We start from the raw sequence: 15,142 nt of genomic DNA, 5'->3' as shown, positions 1-15,142 counted from the left end.
TCGCGACCGGTGGCACGCCCGTCGTACGGGCGGTCCGCCGGTACGGCGACCCGGCGACCGGCGGCGGGCCCGCGGAGCCGGTGCCCCGGCCCCGTGCGTCATGATCGAGCTCTCCGTGCCCGCCGTCGCGGTCGTCCCCGACTCGGCGACGCTCACCGACCCGGTGTGGGAGAACGCGGACGTCGCGCCGGAGGCGGTCCAGTTCGCCCGCCGGGACGGCGGCCGCTGGCAGGACGTGACCTGCGCGCGGTTCCGTGACGACGTCGTCGCCCTGGCCCGGGGCCTGCTCGCCGCCGGCGTCCAGGTCGGCGATCGCGTGGCGCTGCTGAGCGCGAACCGGTACGAGTGGACGCTCATCGACTACGCGGTCTGGGCCGCCGGCGCGGTCACCGTACCGATCTATCCGACCTCCGGCTCCGAGCAGATCGCCTGGATCCTGTCCGACTCCGGCTCGGTCGCCTGCTTCGTCGAGACCGACGCCCAGCGCGCGCTCGTGAACGGGCTCCGGCACCGGGTTCCGGGCATGACCCGTCTCTGGCGGATCGACGCACCGCGGGGCGCCATCGGTGAGCTCACCGCCCTGGGAACCGCCGTTCCGGCCGAGGAGGTCGAACGGCGCCGCCGCGCGGTCGGCGCGGACCAGGTGGCCACCATCGTCTACACCAGCGGAACGACCGGCCGGCCCCGGGGCTGCGGCCTGACACACCACAACCTGTGCTCCGAGATCGCCAACATCGTCCCCAGGTTTCCGTCGATGTTCCGCGACGACGCCTCCACGCTGCTGTTCCTGCCCCTGGCCCACTCCTTCGCCCGCGTCGTCCAGATCGGCTGCGTGCGGACCCGGATCCGGATGGGACACGCTGCGGGCACCGAGCACCTGCTCGCCGACCTGCGGTCGTTCCGGCCGACCTTCATCTCGGCGGTGCCCCGGATGTTCGAGAAGCTCTACGACGCCGCGCGGCGGAAGGCGCAGGCCGGCGGCAAGGGCGCGATCTTCGCACGTGCCGAACGGGTCGCCGTCGCCTACAGCCGGTCGCTCGACTCCGGCGGACCCGGCCCGCTCCTGCGCCTGGAGCACGCGTTGTTCACTCCGCTGACGTACGCGAAGGTGCGCGCCGCCCTCGGCGGCCGGTGCACCCACGCGATCTGCGGCGGCGCTCCGCTGGACGCCCGGCTGGCCCACTTCTACCGCGGCATCGGCATCGACGTGCGCGAGGGCTACGGGCTGACCGAGACCTCCCCGGTACTGACGGCGAACTTCGACGACGAGGTGCGCCTCGGCACCGCCGGCCGACCGCTGCCGGGCACCACCGTACGCATCGCCGACGACGGCGAGATCCTCGTCACCGGCGATCAGGTGCTCACGCACTACTGGAACAACGAGGCGGCGACGGCCGAGTCCTGGGACGCCGCCGGCTGGTTCCACACCGGCGACCTCGGCGAACTCGACGACGACGGCTTCTTGCGGATCACCGGCCGCAAGAAGGAGATGATCACGACGTCCGGCGGCAAGAACGTCGCGCCCGCCGTGCTCGAGGACCGGCTGCGCGGCCACGCGCTGATCGGTCAGTGCATGGTCGTCGGCGACCGGCGACCGTTCATCGCCGCGCTCATCACGATCGACGAACGGGCCCTCGCGGAGTGGAAGGCCGCCAACGGCCGGCCCGCCGGGGCCACGATCGCCGACCTGCGCGACGACCCGCGGCTGCGAGCCGCCGTACAGGAGGCCGTCGACGACGCCAACCGAGCGGTGTCCAGGGCCGAGTCGATCAGATCCTTCCGGATCCTGCCCCGCGACTTCACCGAGCCGACCGGCGAGCTGACCCCATCGCAGAAGGTCAAACGCGACGTCGTGGCCGAGAAGTACGCCGAGGAGATCGCCGCCATCTACGGCGACCGGATACCGCGGCGCGGCGAACCCCGGCCCCACCGAGCGCCGGCTGCGGGACCCCGGACGACGCCGGATGGTACCGCCGATTCGTGAGACCCGGCGGTCTCTCCCGCCGGGCATGCCGGCGCACCCGAGCAGGACCTCCATCGGCTCGATGGACCACGTCGTCTCTGGGCCAGCCGCGCGCTCGACCTCGCTGAGGGGATGGACTCGGCGCGCAGCAGGTCGGCGTTCGCCTCGATCCGGCATACCCTCGCGGCGCGATCGCCTTGGCGGCATCATCCATGAATACGCCCAGGTCGCATGATATGTACGGGGCGGTGACACTGCTGGTGGTGGCGGGCGAGGGTCCTCAGCCATCTGGTCGGCATGTCGCCCGTGCGTCCAGGTAGGCCCATGCCCGGGTGCCCGAGGTGAGCGTGACCTCGATACGGACGTAGTCGTCGACTTCATAGTCGTCGGCCGCGGCGAGTTCGGCGGTGGTGAGAGAGAAGACGCTTCCCTCGACGACGTCGTTCGGGTCGGTTGAGGGAATGACGAGCGGGTGTCGGTCCGTGCCACTTGCTCGGATCACTTCGGGGTCGGTGATCGTGATCAAGGTCGTCCGGTACCCCGGCAGCCCATCGGCGGCGCCGTGAAGCTCCCGGCCGAACCGTTCGAGCTGAACCTCGCTCTGCTGGAGGGTTCCGTAGGAGAACAGTAGGTGGGCGGAGACATCGACCATGAGAGAAGCCTCCCATCACCGCGGATCGGCGGCGAGCAGCACTGGTCGGCCGCCGAACGCGGGGTCGGATTCGTCTCTGGTGCCTCACTCCAGGTCGAACACCGAGGTCGCGCCGAGTACGAGCAGAAGGGACGTGACGGCGACGACGGCGAGCGAGAGGGCGCCGACGGCGAGGGGGCGGAACCCGCTCTTGGCGAAGGCGCGGATGTCGGTGTTCAGCCCCACACCCGCGAACGTGAGCAGGAACGCCCACTTGGACAGGTTGCCCAGGCTGGTGATGTCCGCCTTGCTGAAGGCTCCCCAGGTGGCCAGTGCCGATATCGCGATGTACCCGAGGACGAACTTGGGGAACTTCGACCAGACGAACCTGGCGCGGGCCCCGATGCCGCCGGAGACGCCGGTGGCCTGTCCTCGCCGGGCCCAGTAGAGCGCGAACCCGAGTACCACGAACCCGATCAGCGCGTTGCGTGTGCTCTTCACCAGCACGGCGATGTCCTGGGCCTTCGTGCCGTAGATCGCGCCGGTGGCGGTGGTCTCGGCCGTGTTGTCGACGGCGAGGCCGGCCCAGAGCCCGAAGGTGTGCTGGCCGAGGCCGAGCAGGTGACCGATCGCGGGGAAGGAGAACAGTGCCACCGCGCCCAGGGCGAGGATGGCTGCGATCGAGTAGCCGGAGTCCTCGTCGTCGGCCTCGATCGCGCCCTTGCCGGCGATGATCGCTGAGACCCCGCAGATGGCGGTCCCGATGGCGAGGAGTGTGCCCAGTTTGGGCTTGAGGCCGAAGGCCCTGGTCAGCAGCAGCACCGTGGTGACGGCGATGGTCCCGTCGATGAGGATCAGGGCGAGGCTGATGCCGCCGACCTTCGCCAGGTCGCCCAGGATGAACCGCGCGCCCAGCAGGACGATCCCGATCTTCAGCCAGAACTCGTACGTGCCGATGCCGGGCCGGAAGATCGGATGCAGTCCGGCCGTGTTGACGATGGCCAGGCCGATGACGATCGCCCACAGCACGTACTCGATGTCGGGCAGGTGGGTGTCCGTCGCCGTACCGATGGCCTTGAGTTCGGACTGTGCCCACTTACCGGCGAAGCCGATGACGACGAGCAGCAGGATTCCGGGGACGTACCGCAGGACGGGAGTGGTGGTGAGCCGGGAGGGCGCGACGGCGCCGGCGGTGGTGGTCTGTGACATGGCGGGCCCTCACCAGGTGATCGTCGGGATGTTGATGTCGTCCCAGGGGATCGACGGCAGCAGCCGAAGCGCGGCGAGCAGTGCGAAGATCGCGGCGACCACGATCGCGATGGCGTCGATGGAGGGGAGGCGGCGAGACGAGGCGCCGGCGTCGGACTCGTGCGGGTCGGACGGTCGGGGAGGGGTGCCGTCGCTCGAAGCGGCGGCGTCGGCGGGTCGGGTCATCGGGTTCTCCTTCAACGAAGGATGCGACGGATGCATACGTGGTCCTGGCGCCAGGTGTGTACGCGGTCGTACGGCGAGCCGGGGCAAGGCCGCATGCGCGATGGGGCGCCGGGTTCGCTCGAGGCGGGGACGCCGTTCGCAGGGAAGGCGGCGGGGTGGGCGTCAGGGGCGACAGCGGGCGGCGGTGACCCGGACGAGATCCACATGTCGCCGGCGGATGAGGGATGGCCGAGCGCGCATGACACCGATGAAAACATGCCGCTTCCGACTATTCAATAATACCTATCGTTTAAATCGAGAATACGTGTGGCCGCCGGTCAGGTCGCGGATGGCGACGATCCCCGTACGAGCGAGGCGACCGCTGCCGGGGCCCTGGGGAACGGCACGGATGAGGTGAAGTGCGGCTGTCGCCGCAGCGCTCCGTGGTGTTCGTCCCATGCGCCGGAGGTGGTCGGCGTATTCACGCCCGTGTGCCGGTCATGGATCCGCCCAACGCTCATCCGACTCCCGTTCCCGCGACGCCGGACCGGCCGAGGTGACTCACCTCGTAGCGCCGAACGTCCGTCACGGGCGCCAGCACAGCGCTGGGTCAGGGTGGTCGAAAAAGCCGAGTTCCCGGTAGAGGGGTTCACCCTCGCGCGAGGCGTGCAGGTCAACGCGGGCGACCCGGCGTTCCCGGAACCAGTCGAGCAAGGCCTGCATGATCGCGCGGCTGTGGCCGCGCCGTCGGTACGCCGGATCGGTGACCACGCCGATCACGTGTCCGACGCGCCCGTTCCGCGAGTGCGGGCCGGGAAACCACTGTTCGACGGTGCCGATGCCACAGGCGGCGAGTCCGTCCTCGCCGTCCACGACCAGGATCCGCGCATCATCCGCCGTCAGCTTCTCCTTCAAGACCGCGGCGAGGAGGTCTCGCCAGTCGTCGCCCGCCGATGGAGGGTTGAAGAAGTCTCCGCCCAATGTCTGGAACAGCAGTGCTCGCAGGCGTATGAGTTCCGCGACGTCGCCTTCGACGGCTTGCCGCACATGTGTCATACCGACCCAGCCTGCTGTAGGGCCCTTATGCACCTCAACCCTTACGGTGAGGACGCTGCCGCCGACGTGCACCGCGGCTGTCCGGAAACGCAGGGCCCCTCGAAGGCAACATCCAGACGCACCAGTAGCCACGTTCACCCACGTCACAGGGCAGTTCGCGCCTGTTGCGGGGTGGTTTCACGGATGGTTTCATCGAACACATGGGGGACGGAACCCTGGCCTGCCATGTCTGGGCACTCTGAAGACCTGTCGCGGCCCGGCTATCGCGGCCGGGCCCGGGAGTGGCGCGTTGTCACCGGGTTGCTGCGGGCGGCTGTCGCGGGCCGGGGCGGGGTGCTGCTGGTCGAGGGTCCGTCGGGGATCGGCAAGAGCCGGCTGCTCGCAGAGGCGATCGAGGCCGCCGCGAAAAGCGGCTTCATGATCGCTCGTGGCGGAGCCGACGAGCTGCGGTGGCTCGATCCGCTGGCGCCGCTGATGTCGGCGCTCGGGGAGTCCGCTCGTACGTTGGACCTTCCCCGAAGCGTGGGGTCCTCCGGTGACCTGCGGATATGGCTGGTGGACCAGTTGCGGGCGCGGCTGGAGGAACGCCTCGTCCAGGGCCCGATGCTCCTCACGCTGGATGACCTGCAATGGGCGGACTCGGCGACCCTGCTGGCGCTGCGGTCGCTGGTGTCCGACCTGGCCTCGTACCCGCTGGTCTGGATGCTGGCGCGTACGAGCGGCGAGGAGCCCGCCCCGAACCGCCTGTACGACGTTCTGGAGCGAGGGGGCGCCACGCGGGTGGTCCTGGCACCGCTGGACGATGAGGCGGTCGGTGAGATCGTCGGGGACGTACTCGGCGGTGTGCCCGAGACCACCGTGCTCGCGCAGGTGGCCGTGGCCGAGGGTAATCCGTTCTTGCTCGTCGAGCTGCTGGGCGGGCTCTGTGACGAGGCGGCCGTCGAAGTGGCCGACGGCCGGGCGCGGCTGGTGCGCGAGCCGCCGCTCCGGCTGCCGGAAAGCGTCCAGACGTTCGCGCAGAGCCACCTGGACGGGTTGTCACCGCAGGCACGGCATCTGCTCCAGGCGGCCGCGGTGCTCGGCCACTCCTTCGCGGTCGAGGACGTGGCCGAGTTGCTGGACGAACCCGCCGGACAACTGCTGTCGGCCGTCGAGGAGGCGTTGGCGACGCAGATCGTGGTGGCCGGGACCGACACACTGGCGTTCCGCCACCATCTGCTGTGGCAGGCGGTGACCGACGGCGTTCCCCTGCCCGTAAGGCAGTGGTTGCACCTTCGGGCCGGGCAGATGCTGCTGGACCGCGGCGGCTCGGCGATCCCCGCGGCGGCGCACTTTATGGCGCACCCCCGCCCGGGCACCACGCAGGCCCTCGCCGGACTGGACCGCGCGGCCCGCGAGGTGCTGTCGTCCTCACCACAGACCGCCGCCGACCTCGCCATGCGAGCCCTGGAACTCACCGACGCCGCCGACCCGGCCTGGTTCGACCGTACGGTGACCGCGGTCGAGGCGTTGACGGCTACCGGACGACTGTCGCAGGCCGCCGAGCTCGCCCGGACCGGGCTGGGCCACGCATCCGACGGCCAGGCCCCCTACCTACGCCATCAGCTGGCCCTCACCCTGCTGTTCAACGGCCGGCCGGGGGAGGCGCTGACCGAGCTCGAGGACGTGCTCGCCCGTCCGGACCTGGCCGCCGACCTGCGCGACGCAACCGAGCTGACGTGGTTCGTGGGGCTGTTCTCCTACCAGGACATCTGGCGCGGCCGTCAACGGGCGAAGGCCATCGTGACCGCCCGCGAGCACCACGGCGACGGCGCCCTGGTCGGGGCGCTCGTCCTACTCATGCACATCGCCTGGGCCGAAGGGCGCGTCGCCGACGGGCTCGGCCTCGTCCGCGAGGCGGCGCGGATCGCCGGCCGCGGGTCGATCGGGGCGCACAGCACCGGCCCGCGCCTGATCCTGGCGATCTGCCTGCTGAACGTACGACTGTTCACCGAGTCCGAAGACGTCCTGCGCGCCGCCGACGAGCAGATCGGCCGGTTGGGACACACCCTGCAGTCCGCCGGCGCCGCGCACGTACGCGCCTACCTGCGGATGGCCACGGGCCAACTGGATGACGCCGCCGCCGAGGCCGAGGCCGGGCTGGAGATCGCCGATGAACTCGGCACCCACACCTTCACCCCCATCGGGATCCTCATGCTCGCCACCGTGTCGCTGCTACGCGGCGACCTGTCCGCGGCCGCCCACTACATCCGGCGGTACCAGGCCCACGCCGCCCGGGGCCTGGCGTTCCCCGCGGGCTGGGCGACGGCGGCGGTCGCCGAGGCCCGCGGCGGTCCAGGGGAGGCGATGCGCGTACTCCACACCATCTGCCCCGACGTCGCGATGTGGCGCTGGCATCTCGTGGCCGAGTCCAACCTCGCGGCGTGGGGCACACGCGTCGCGCTGGCGACCGGCGACCGCGCCCAGGCCGAGATGATCGTCGCCACGATGGACCGCCTCGCCCGCGACAACCCCGACTTCCCCGTCCTCACCCACGCCGCGGCCCACGCCTGCGGAATCCTCCACCGCAACGCCGCCGCGCTCCGTCAGGCCGCCGCCGGGTCCCCCGACCCATGGGCACGCGCGTCCGCCGCCGAGGACCTGGGCGTACTGCTCTTCGGCGCCTCCAGCGAACCCGAACACCAGGCAGCCATCGACAACCTCGATCAAGCACTCAAAGGATACGAGCAGATCGGCGCGCACCGCGACGCGGCGCGTGTCCGCGCGCGACTCCGCAGGCTCGGCATCCGGCGACGCCACTGGGCGCACTCCGAACGTCCCGAGACCGGCTGGGACAGCCTCACCGACACCGAGAACAGAGTCGCCGAACTCGTCGCCGAAGGACTGACCAACAAACAGGTCGCCGCCCGGATGTTCATCTCGCCCCACACCGTCAAATTCCACCTCCGGCAGGTGTTCCGCAAACTCGACATCGGCTCACGCGTCGAACTCGCCCACATCATCAGTCAGCGGAACAACGCCTCGTGATCTGCCGGAACTCGCGCATGGCGGTTGACCTCTCGCTCTCCGCCCGCAGCGGCGCGTCCAAGAACGTGCAGATCCTCGTGATGCTTGGCGCGGGCGCGGGCGCGGGCGCGGGCGCGGGTGCGGGCGACGGTGCGAGGGGCCGACATGGTCCCCCCATTTTTGAGCGCCCGGGCATGCGGCCCGTCGGTGGCGCGGTCGTCCAGGTCCAGCAGGTCCGCCCGGCGCCGTTCGGTCAGCAAGGCGGCGTGTAGGCGGGGCCACACGCCGGCTTCGGCCCGGTCACGCGGTCGGCACCACGCCGTCACCCCTGAACGGCCCACGGTCTCGGCTGGGACATCGCGCCTGGCCACGCCTGTCCGCAGCACGTACACGATGCCGGCGAGCGCCGTCCGGTCCGGCACGCGGAGCCGGCGGGGTATCGGTGATGACCGCCATGTCTCGGCGTCATCCAGGTCGTCGCGGAGCGGGCAGCAGCCCGGCGAGGAGGGTGTCCACGGCGCGGGGGAACTCATCGGCGCGCTGGTCCGATGGTGGCAGACGGGCCGCGACGTGGGTGAGGGCAGGCAGGCGTTCGGGGACGATCCGGGCGATGGCCCGCTGGCGCTGGCTGGGCTCGCGGGGTGGTACGAGGGGGTGCCGGTCGAGCAGCTCGCCGATGGTGAGGTGCCAGCAGGCGTTGAACGCGGCCATGGCCCGGGTCGGCGACAGCCCGGCGGCGAGGAAGTCGGCCAGGCAGGCGTCGACGAACGCGAACGCGGCCTCGGCGACGAACTCGCCGCGGATGAGGATGTGCAGGACCCACACGTGGTCGGCCATGTAGTCGTGGGCGGCGACGAGGCGGCGGCGCAGCCGGGCGCGTGGCGTACGTCCGGGCATCTGGACGGGCAGCCCGGCGGCGATCTGCTCGAGGATCGACACCAGCAGGTCGTCGCGGTCGGCGACGTGTCGGTAGAGGGACGTCGGCGCGGTGTTGAGCTCGTTGGCGACGGTGCGCATGGACAGCGCGTCCAGGCCGTCGCGTTCGATGACCCGGCGCCCGGCCGCGACGACGGCCTCGGTGGTGAGCCCGGGCCGCGGCCGGAGCCGGCCGTAGCGGCCTCGCCCGGACACCGGTGGGGTGACGCCTGGGCGTTCGCCGGCGCTGGAGCCGGACCTGCCGCGCGCTGGGTTCGCCATGGACACATGGTGTCACCGGTGACGCGGAAATTCGGAACCCACTTCCCCTTCGGTCGCAGTTAGGCTTACCTTACGCGTATGGTGTACGCATCAATGCGAACGATGTACGCGTAAGGGGAAGGCGATGGACGAATCCGCGAGTATCGCCGAGATCGGCGCGGAGCAGGCGCGTGAGGCGGGTGGCGAGAACGCGGTGAGCCCGGCCCGGACGGGGATGATCTTGGCCACGGTGTGTCTGGTCCAGCTGATGGTGGTGCTCGACGTCAGCGTGGTCAACGTGGCACTGCCCTCGATCGACCGGGCGTTGGGCTTCTCGGCGGGGGCGTTGTCGTGGGTGGTGAACGCCTACACGCTCGTCTTCGGCGGGCTGTTGCTGCTCGGCGGCCGCGTGGCCGATCTGGTCGGCGCGCGGCGCGCCGTGCTGACCGGCCTCGGCCTGTTCGCGCTGGCCTCGGTGCTGGGCGGCTTCGCGCAAGACCCCGGTCAGCTGATCGCCGCTCGCGCCGGACAGGGGCTGGCCGGCGCGGTACTCGCTCCGGTCAGCCTCGTGATCATCATGGTGACGTTCCCCGAAGGTCCGGTGCGCAGTCGCGCGATCGGTGTGTGGGCGATGGTGGCCGCGTCCGGCAGCGCCGTCGGTGTCCTACTCGGCGGGCTGCTGACCGATCTGCTGGACTGGCGGTGGGTGCTGTTCGTCAACGTTCCGATCGTGGCCGTCGCGTTCGCGCTGGCGCTGCGGAGCGTACCCGGCACGCGGCGTACGGGGGGACGGCGCCTGGATGTCGTCGGTTCGGTCCTGGGCACCGCCGCCGTCGCGCTCCTGGTGTACGCGATGGTCGAGGCGGGCGAGCGCGGCTGGGGCTCCGGAGTGACGGTGACCGCGCTCGTTCTCACCGTCGTGTGCGCCGTTCTGTTCGGTGCCTGGGAGCAGTGGGTCGCGGCCGAGCCGCTCGTACGGCCCGGACTCGTCGGCGTCCGTACGGTGTGGGTCGCGACGCTCGTCGTGGCGTTCATCGGTGCCGCCACCATCGCCGGGTTCTACTTCGCCTCGTTGTTCCTGCAGGACGTTCTCGGCTACAGCCCGTTGCGGGCCGGTGTGGCGTTCCTGCCGTTCTGCGCCGGTGTGGTGCTCGGCGCATTCGCGAGCGGCCCGCTCGCCGCCCGATGGGGCAATCGGCTGGTGATCAGCGGCGGGCTGCTCCTCGGCGCGGTGGGCATGCTGTTGTTCAGCAGGCTGCAGGCCGACTCCACCTTCCTGTCCGGGTTCGTGCTGCCGTCGGTCGTGGCCTCGGCCGGCATCGGCGCCTGTATGGTCGCCAACACCTCGATGGGCATTTCGGGGGTCGCCCACCACGAGTCCGGAATGGCGAGCGGGCTGATCAACGCCGCCCGTCAGTGCGGCGGCAGCATCGGGCTGGCCGCGCTGTCGACCGTCGCCGTCTCCGCCGCGCCGCACGCCACGGCCCCGAACACCGCGCAGGCCCTCGTACACGGGTACGACCGCGCGTTCCTCGTCGCCGGACTGTGCGTCCTCGTCGCGGCCGCCGTTGCCGCGATCTTCGTACCGTCCCGGTCCCCGGGCCGCCCGGAGCCGGCCACCGGCGGCGACGACGCACTCCCCGGACGCCCGTGAGCAGCCGCTCGACCTGTAATCCGCGCAGTCTCTCCCTCCACCCCTGAAGCGAGCCGCCTGACCAGCTGGTGGCCGGCCACCCGGCGCTTCACGACCGTACCGTTCTGGCCGTCGAGGCCGGGGGAGAGGCTCCCGACGAGGTACGGATCTGGATCTCCATGCGATCGGGCCGAGTGTCTGCGCGGCCCCGCGTACCCGCATCCGCCACCTGGGACAACGTGGACCTCGTCGGATGCGATTCGCAGCAGGCTAGACCGTCGTCAGAAAGTCGCTCAGCACGCGCCGGCCGGCTTCGAGCGCCGCGACCGGAACGCGTTCGTCGACGCCGTGCATGCCGCTGGGGACGCGGCCGTCCGGGTCCACACCGAGCGGGCTGAACCCATAACCGGCGATGCCGAGCGTGGCGAACGGCTTCGCGTCGGTGCCTCCGCCCATGCAGTACGGCACGACGATCGCGCCGGGATCCGCCTTGTGCAAGGACCGCTGGATGGCGTCGTACCACTCTGAGTCCATGGGCGCCGAGAGCGCCGGGCGGTTGGAAAGGAAGTCACGTTCGATCGAGTCGCCGAGCAGTTCGTCGATGACCGCGAGCATCCGGGCATCGGTGCCCGGGAGCGAGCGGACGTCGATCTCGGCTCGGGCCAGGCCCGGGACGACGTTGACCTTGTAGCCGGCGGACAGGACGGTCAGGTTCGCCGAACACCGCAGGGCGGGCTCGACGTACGCGCGCAGCCCGCCGATCCGATCGAGTGCCGACTCGATGCCGCTCTCGGAGTCGAGGTCCATCGCGACGCCCAGGGCGGCGCCGGTCTGTTCGAGAAACGCCCGTGCGGGCGGCGTCAAGGCGATCGGCCACCGGTGCCGGGACAGGCGATCGAGGCCGCTCACGAGACGCTCGACCGCGTTGTCGTCGTTGCGCCGGGAACCGTGGCCGGCCGTGCCACGGGCGCTCACCGACAGATGCAGCGATCCGCGTTCGGCCACCGCGACCGGATAGAAGCGCAGGGCGGAGCCGTCCGCCGCGTACGCCTCCTCCGGGACGCCGCCGGCCTCGCCGATCGCGGCCCGGACCCCGTCGAACAGGCCGGGATGCTCGGCGACCAGCCACTCCGCGCCGAACTCGCCGTCTTCCTCCTCGTCGGCCACGAAGGCGACGACGATGTCGCGCCGCGGCCGGGCACCCATCGCCGCCCAGTCCAGCAGGGTGGCGAGCGTCATGGCGACCATGTCCTTCATGTCGGTGGCGCCCCGGCCCCACACGTAGCCGTCGGCGACCAGTCCGGCGAACGGATCGACCGTCCAGTCGGCCGGCTCCGCGGGTACGACGTCCAGGTGCCCGTGGACGAGCAGGGCAGGCAGGCCCGGCGTCGACCCCGGCACCCGCAGGACGACGTTGGCGCGGGTCGGGGCGGACTCCAGGAGAAGCGGGTCATACCCCGCGTCGCGCAGCAGGCCGAGGACGTAGTCGGCCGCGGCCCGTTCGCCGTTGCTCCCGGCACGCCCGTAGTTGCTGGTGTCGATGGACACGAGGCGCGAGCAGATCTCCACGACGTCCGCCGCGCGGGTCTCACCAGGGCCGGTCACCATACTTCGTCCACCTCTCGTAGGTCCTGCGGGTCGGCCGCGGCCACGATGTAGCCTTCGGCGCGGCGGAATCCGACGATCCGCGCGCCGCCCGCCATCGCGCCGCCGAGCACGTCGCGCACCGCGAGGCGCCAGTCGGTCGCCAGCGGTGACCGACTGGCGCGCAGCCGCTCGATGTCCGGGGGGACGGCCACGACCGCGAGCGGGCCATGCCAGTCGTGGCGCCGGGGCGCGCCGTCGGGTGCGATGTCGAGCACGGGGTCGGTACGGTGCGGGAGCCGGTCCCGTACGCCGGCGGGTGGGGCGTCGCACGCGGAGACGACGTCGTCCGCGAGCAGGTCCCACTCGACCAGCAAGCGGTCGCTTTGGTCACCCGCGTTGACCTGGTCCTGCATCTCGCCATAGAAGTTCGGCAGATACTCCACCGCTCGCGCGCCGAGCTTGCCGATGTTGAAGTAGGCATTGCGGCGGACCAGCGGATCGAACGTCCAAGTGATTTTGGAGATGTCGCGGCTCAGCGCCCAGGCGCGCTGGTGCTGCTTCAGCGCGTAACCGACGCTGCGCGCCTGGCTGTCGTCGCTGATTCCAGCGATGTGGCTGTGCAGGCTCGTCCTCGTGGGCGCGGCGAAGAAGGCGACCGCGGCGCCGACGAGACGACCGTCGAGGAAGATCCCGGCGACGTAGTTACCGGTCTTCGACAGCGCCTTGAGCAGCTCGACGGTCAGCTGCGGGGTCGACGCGTCGCGGTTCCAGATGGCCGACAGCAGCCGGCTCACCGCCTCCAGCTCGTGGGTGGCCTCGATCTCCCGGATCTCGGTGCCGGACGACCGCGCGGCCGACCGGGCCGTCTGGGCGGCCCGGCGAACCGCCGCGTCCAGGTCCGTGCCGTTCGGCGTGCGCGTCATGACGCCGGACCTCCCGCCGTCGCGGTGACCTCCGGCGGCTCGGTACTCCCTCCTTCCTCCCCGAGCAGCCTCTTCAGCAGCAGCGCGAGCAGCGTGATCCGGCCCGGCAACTCGGCGAGCAGGACGTGTTCGTGGGCGGCATGCGCGCCGTCGCCGACCGCGCCGAGGCCGTCCAGCGTCGGTATGCCGAGCGCGGCCGTGAGGTTGCCGTCGGAACCCCCGCCGACCGACGCTCCCCTGAGGGGCTCGATGCCGATCGTCCGCGCGATCTCCGCCGCCATGGCGAACAGGCCGGCCGACGCGGCGCCTTCGAGCGGTGGCCGGTCGATTCCGCCCGTGACGGTGACGCGCGCGCCGGGCACCCGGGGCCGGAGGCCGCGGATCGCACCGTCCACGCGATCCAGCTCGGCCAGTGACCACGCCCGTACGTCCACCGCGAACGCCGCCGACTCCGGGACGGTGTTCGCCGATGTGCCGGCGGTCAGGACGCAGGGCGTCACGGTCGTGCCCGCCTCGGCGTCGGCGATGGCCGCGACGGCGAGTACCTGATGGGCCAGTTCGATCGCGGCGTTGACGCCCACCTCCGGTTCGAGGCCTGCGTGGGCGGCCCGGCCGGCGATCCTGACCGTGTAGTGGGCTCGCCCCTTGCGTTCGAGCTTGAGCATTCCGCCGGCGGCCGCCTCGAGGACCAGCACCGCCTCGCAGCCCGCGGCCTCCGCTTCGATCAGGGCGCGGGACGTAGGCGAGCCGAGCTCCTCGTCGCCGGTGACGAGCAGGCTGACACCGGACGGAACGCCGAGCGCAGCCAGCGTGTGGAAGGCCATGACCAAGCCGGTCTTCATGTCGAGGCAGCCGGGTCCGCGCAGTACGCCGTTCTCGTCCGAGAACGGGTGGACGTCGAGCGAGCCGACCGGCCAGACGGTGTCGTGATGGCCGAGCAGGAGCACACGGGTACCGGCGGAGCCGAACCGCCACCGTAGGTGCGTGCAACCATCGATCACGAGGGACTCGGGCTCGGCCCGCAGACGTGCCTGCCCGACGTACGCGACGGTCTCGGCCGATCTGGCCACGGCCGCCAGGTCGCTCGACGGGGACTCACAGGTCACGATCTGCTCGATGTCGTCCAGCAGTTGCGGTAGCCGCGCGGTGATGGTCGCGAGGAGGGCCTGGCCGTCGGCCTCGGAAAGGGCGTTCTCAGGCATCAGCGTTCATGTCTCCACAGGGTGCACCGGCCTCTCGCGATTGGACGATCACGCCGGAACCCGGATTCCCGTCTTGGAGAGGCCGGTCGCAGCCTCGCACGTCGCCGTACGGCGGTTCTTCGTCTGCCGGGCCGAATTCGGGCCGGTCATGTGGGGCGGCTGGACAGACCTGCGGCGCCCGCCGGTTGCTAGCTTGGCGATGCCCGGCCGGCTCGGCCGTACGCACGCCGCCGCGATCGGAGGCTGGGAACCCATGAGATGCAGGACGTCGACGCACCCGCTGCTCGATGGCGACTTCGATGCCGTCGTCGTGCCCGTCTTCGCGGGCGGCGAGCTGCCGGAGAGGGTGCGGTCGGCGGCCGGCGTGCCTCCCGGCCTGGCCGGCATCGCCGCCCGGTTCGACCTGCGAACGGCCGGTGACGCGTGCTGGGTGCCCGCCGCGGAGAGCGGACCCGACGTCCTTTTGATGTGCGTCGGCCCGTCCGTCGACGGCGAGGCGACCGGCGAGGGACTCCGCGCGGCCTCGATGGTCGCGGGCCGCGGCGTCGGCCG

12 protein-coding genes and 1 pseudogene are annotated in these 15,142 nt (G+C 71.3%); 4 read left to right on the top strand and 9 right to left on the bottom strand.

The window, feature by feature from the left end; translation table 11 throughout:
- The first annotated feature begins 100 nt into the window (after window positions 1–100).
- Complete coding sequence (locus ACFFNX_RS23365; protein WP_378206019.1) at window positions 101–1,984, top strand: AMP-dependent synthetase/ligase; 1,884 nt, start codon at window positions 101–103, stop codon at window positions 1,982–1,984.
- Between the two features lie 259 nt (window positions 1,985–2,243).
- Here ACFFNX_RS23365 and ACFFNX_RS23360 read toward each other — a convergent pair whose 3' ends face one another.
- The 4 genes from ACFFNX_RS23360 to ACFFNX_RS23345 all read right to left on the bottom strand — a co-directional run bounded on the left by ACFFNX_RS23360 (window position 2,244) and on the right by ACFFNX_RS23345 (window position 5,135).
- Window positions 2,244–2,615, bottom strand: a complete 372-nt coding sequence (locus ACFFNX_RS23360) for a gamma-glutamylcyclotransferase family protein (RefSeq protein WP_378206016.1) — start codon at window positions 2,613–2,615, stop codon at window positions 2,244–2,246.
- An 84-nt stretch (window positions 2,616–2,699) separates the two neighbouring features.
- On the bottom strand, window positions 2,700–3,803 hold the full coding sequence (locus ACFFNX_RS23355; RefSeq protein ID WP_378206013.1) for a YeiH family protein: 1,104 nt from the start codon (window positions 3,801–3,803) through the stop codon (window positions 2,700–2,702).
- Window positions 3,804–3,812: 9 nt separating this feature from the next.
- Window positions 3,813–4,028: a hypothetical protein gene (locus tag ACFFNX_RS23350; protein ID WP_378206009.1), complete on the bottom strand. Its 216-nt coding sequence runs from the start codon at window positions 4,026–4,028 to the stop codon at window positions 3,813–3,815.
- 564 nt (window positions 4,029–4,592) lie between these two features.
- Window positions 4,593–5,135, bottom strand: coding sequence for a GNAT family N-acetyltransferase (locus ACFFNX_RS23345; RefSeq protein ID WP_378206006.1), 543 nt, complete (start codon window positions 5,133–5,135; stop codon window positions 4,593–4,595).
- A gap of 153 nt (window positions 5,136–5,288) precedes the next feature.
- Here ACFFNX_RS23345 and ACFFNX_RS23340 point away from each other — a divergent pair, with 153 nt between their 5' ends.
- Window positions 5,289–8,090, top strand: coding sequence for a helix-turn-helix transcriptional regulator (locus ACFFNX_RS23340; protein WP_378206003.1), 2,802 nt, complete (start codon window positions 5,289–5,291; stop codon window positions 8,088–8,090).
- Between the two features lie 102 nt (window positions 8,091–8,192).
- On the opposite strand, the pseudogene ACFFNX_RS23335 reads toward ACFFNX_RS23340, so the two are convergent.
- Both ACFFNX_RS23335 and ACFFNX_RS23330 read right to left on the bottom strand, forming a co-directional pair.
- Window positions 8,193–8,542: pseudogene (locus tag ACFFNX_RS23335) on the bottom strand (transposase); the annotation flags it as partial.
- Window positions 8,535–9,266 (bottom strand): TetR/AcrR family transcriptional regulator, encoded by a 732-nt coding sequence (locus ACFFNX_RS23330; protein ID WP_378206000.1) that lies wholly within the window; start codon window positions 9,264–9,266, stop codon window positions 8,535–8,537. The pseudogene ACFFNX_RS23335 and the gene ACFFNX_RS23330, both read right to left, overlap by 8 nt.
- Window positions 9,267–9,390: 124 nt before the next feature.
- Here ACFFNX_RS23330 and ACFFNX_RS23325 point away from each other — a divergent pair, with 124 nt between their 5' ends.
- Window positions 9,391–10,899 (top strand): MFS transporter, encoded by a 1,509-nt coding sequence (locus tag ACFFNX_RS23325; RefSeq protein ID WP_378205997.1) that lies wholly within the window; start codon window positions 9,391–9,393, stop codon window positions 10,897–10,899.
- A gap of 249 nt (window positions 10,900–11,148) precedes the next feature.
- Here ACFFNX_RS23325 and ACFFNX_RS23320 read toward each other — a convergent pair whose 3' ends face one another.
- From ACFFNX_RS23320 to ACFFNX_RS23310, 3 genes are read right to left on the bottom strand one after another with little or no spacing between them, the layout of a single operon-like run.
- Window positions 11,149–12,486, bottom strand: a complete 1,338-nt coding sequence (locus tag ACFFNX_RS23320; protein WP_378205994.1) for a M20/M25/M40 family metallo-hydrolase — start codon at window positions 12,484–12,486, stop codon at window positions 11,149–11,151.
- Window positions 12,480–13,388 (bottom strand): GNAT family N-acetyltransferase, encoded by a 909-nt coding sequence (locus ACFFNX_RS23315; protein WP_378205991.1) that lies wholly within the window; start codon window positions 13,386–13,388, stop codon window positions 12,480–12,482. The genes ACFFNX_RS23320 and ACFFNX_RS23315 overlap by 7 nt, the downstream gene beginning before the upstream one ends.
- Window positions 13,385–14,590: a M20 family metallopeptidase gene (locus ACFFNX_RS23310; protein ID WP_378205988.1), complete on the bottom strand. Its 1,206-nt coding sequence runs from the start codon at window positions 14,588–14,590 to the stop codon at window positions 13,385–13,387. Before ACFFNX_RS23310 ends, ACFFNX_RS23315 begins: the two co-directional genes overlap by 4 nt.
- 253 nt (window positions 14,591–14,843) lie before the next feature.
- Between ACFFNX_RS23310 and ACFFNX_RS23305 the strand changes: the two genes are divergently transcribed.
- A partial coding sequence (locus ACFFNX_RS23305) for a hypothetical protein (protein ID WP_378205985.1) occupies window positions 14,844–15,142 on the top strand: 299 nt, incomplete at its 3' end.

It is taken from the genome of Actinoallomurus acaciae, from assembly GCF_042429965.1.
In the GTDB taxonomy this organism is placed as follows: domain Bacteria; phylum Actinomycetota; class Actinomycetes; order Streptosporangiales; family Streptosporangiaceae; genus Actinoallomurus; species Actinoallomurus acaciae.
The sequence above is the reverse complement of the archived record's forward strand: the minus strand, read 5'-3'. Positions and strand labels throughout refer to the sequence as shown.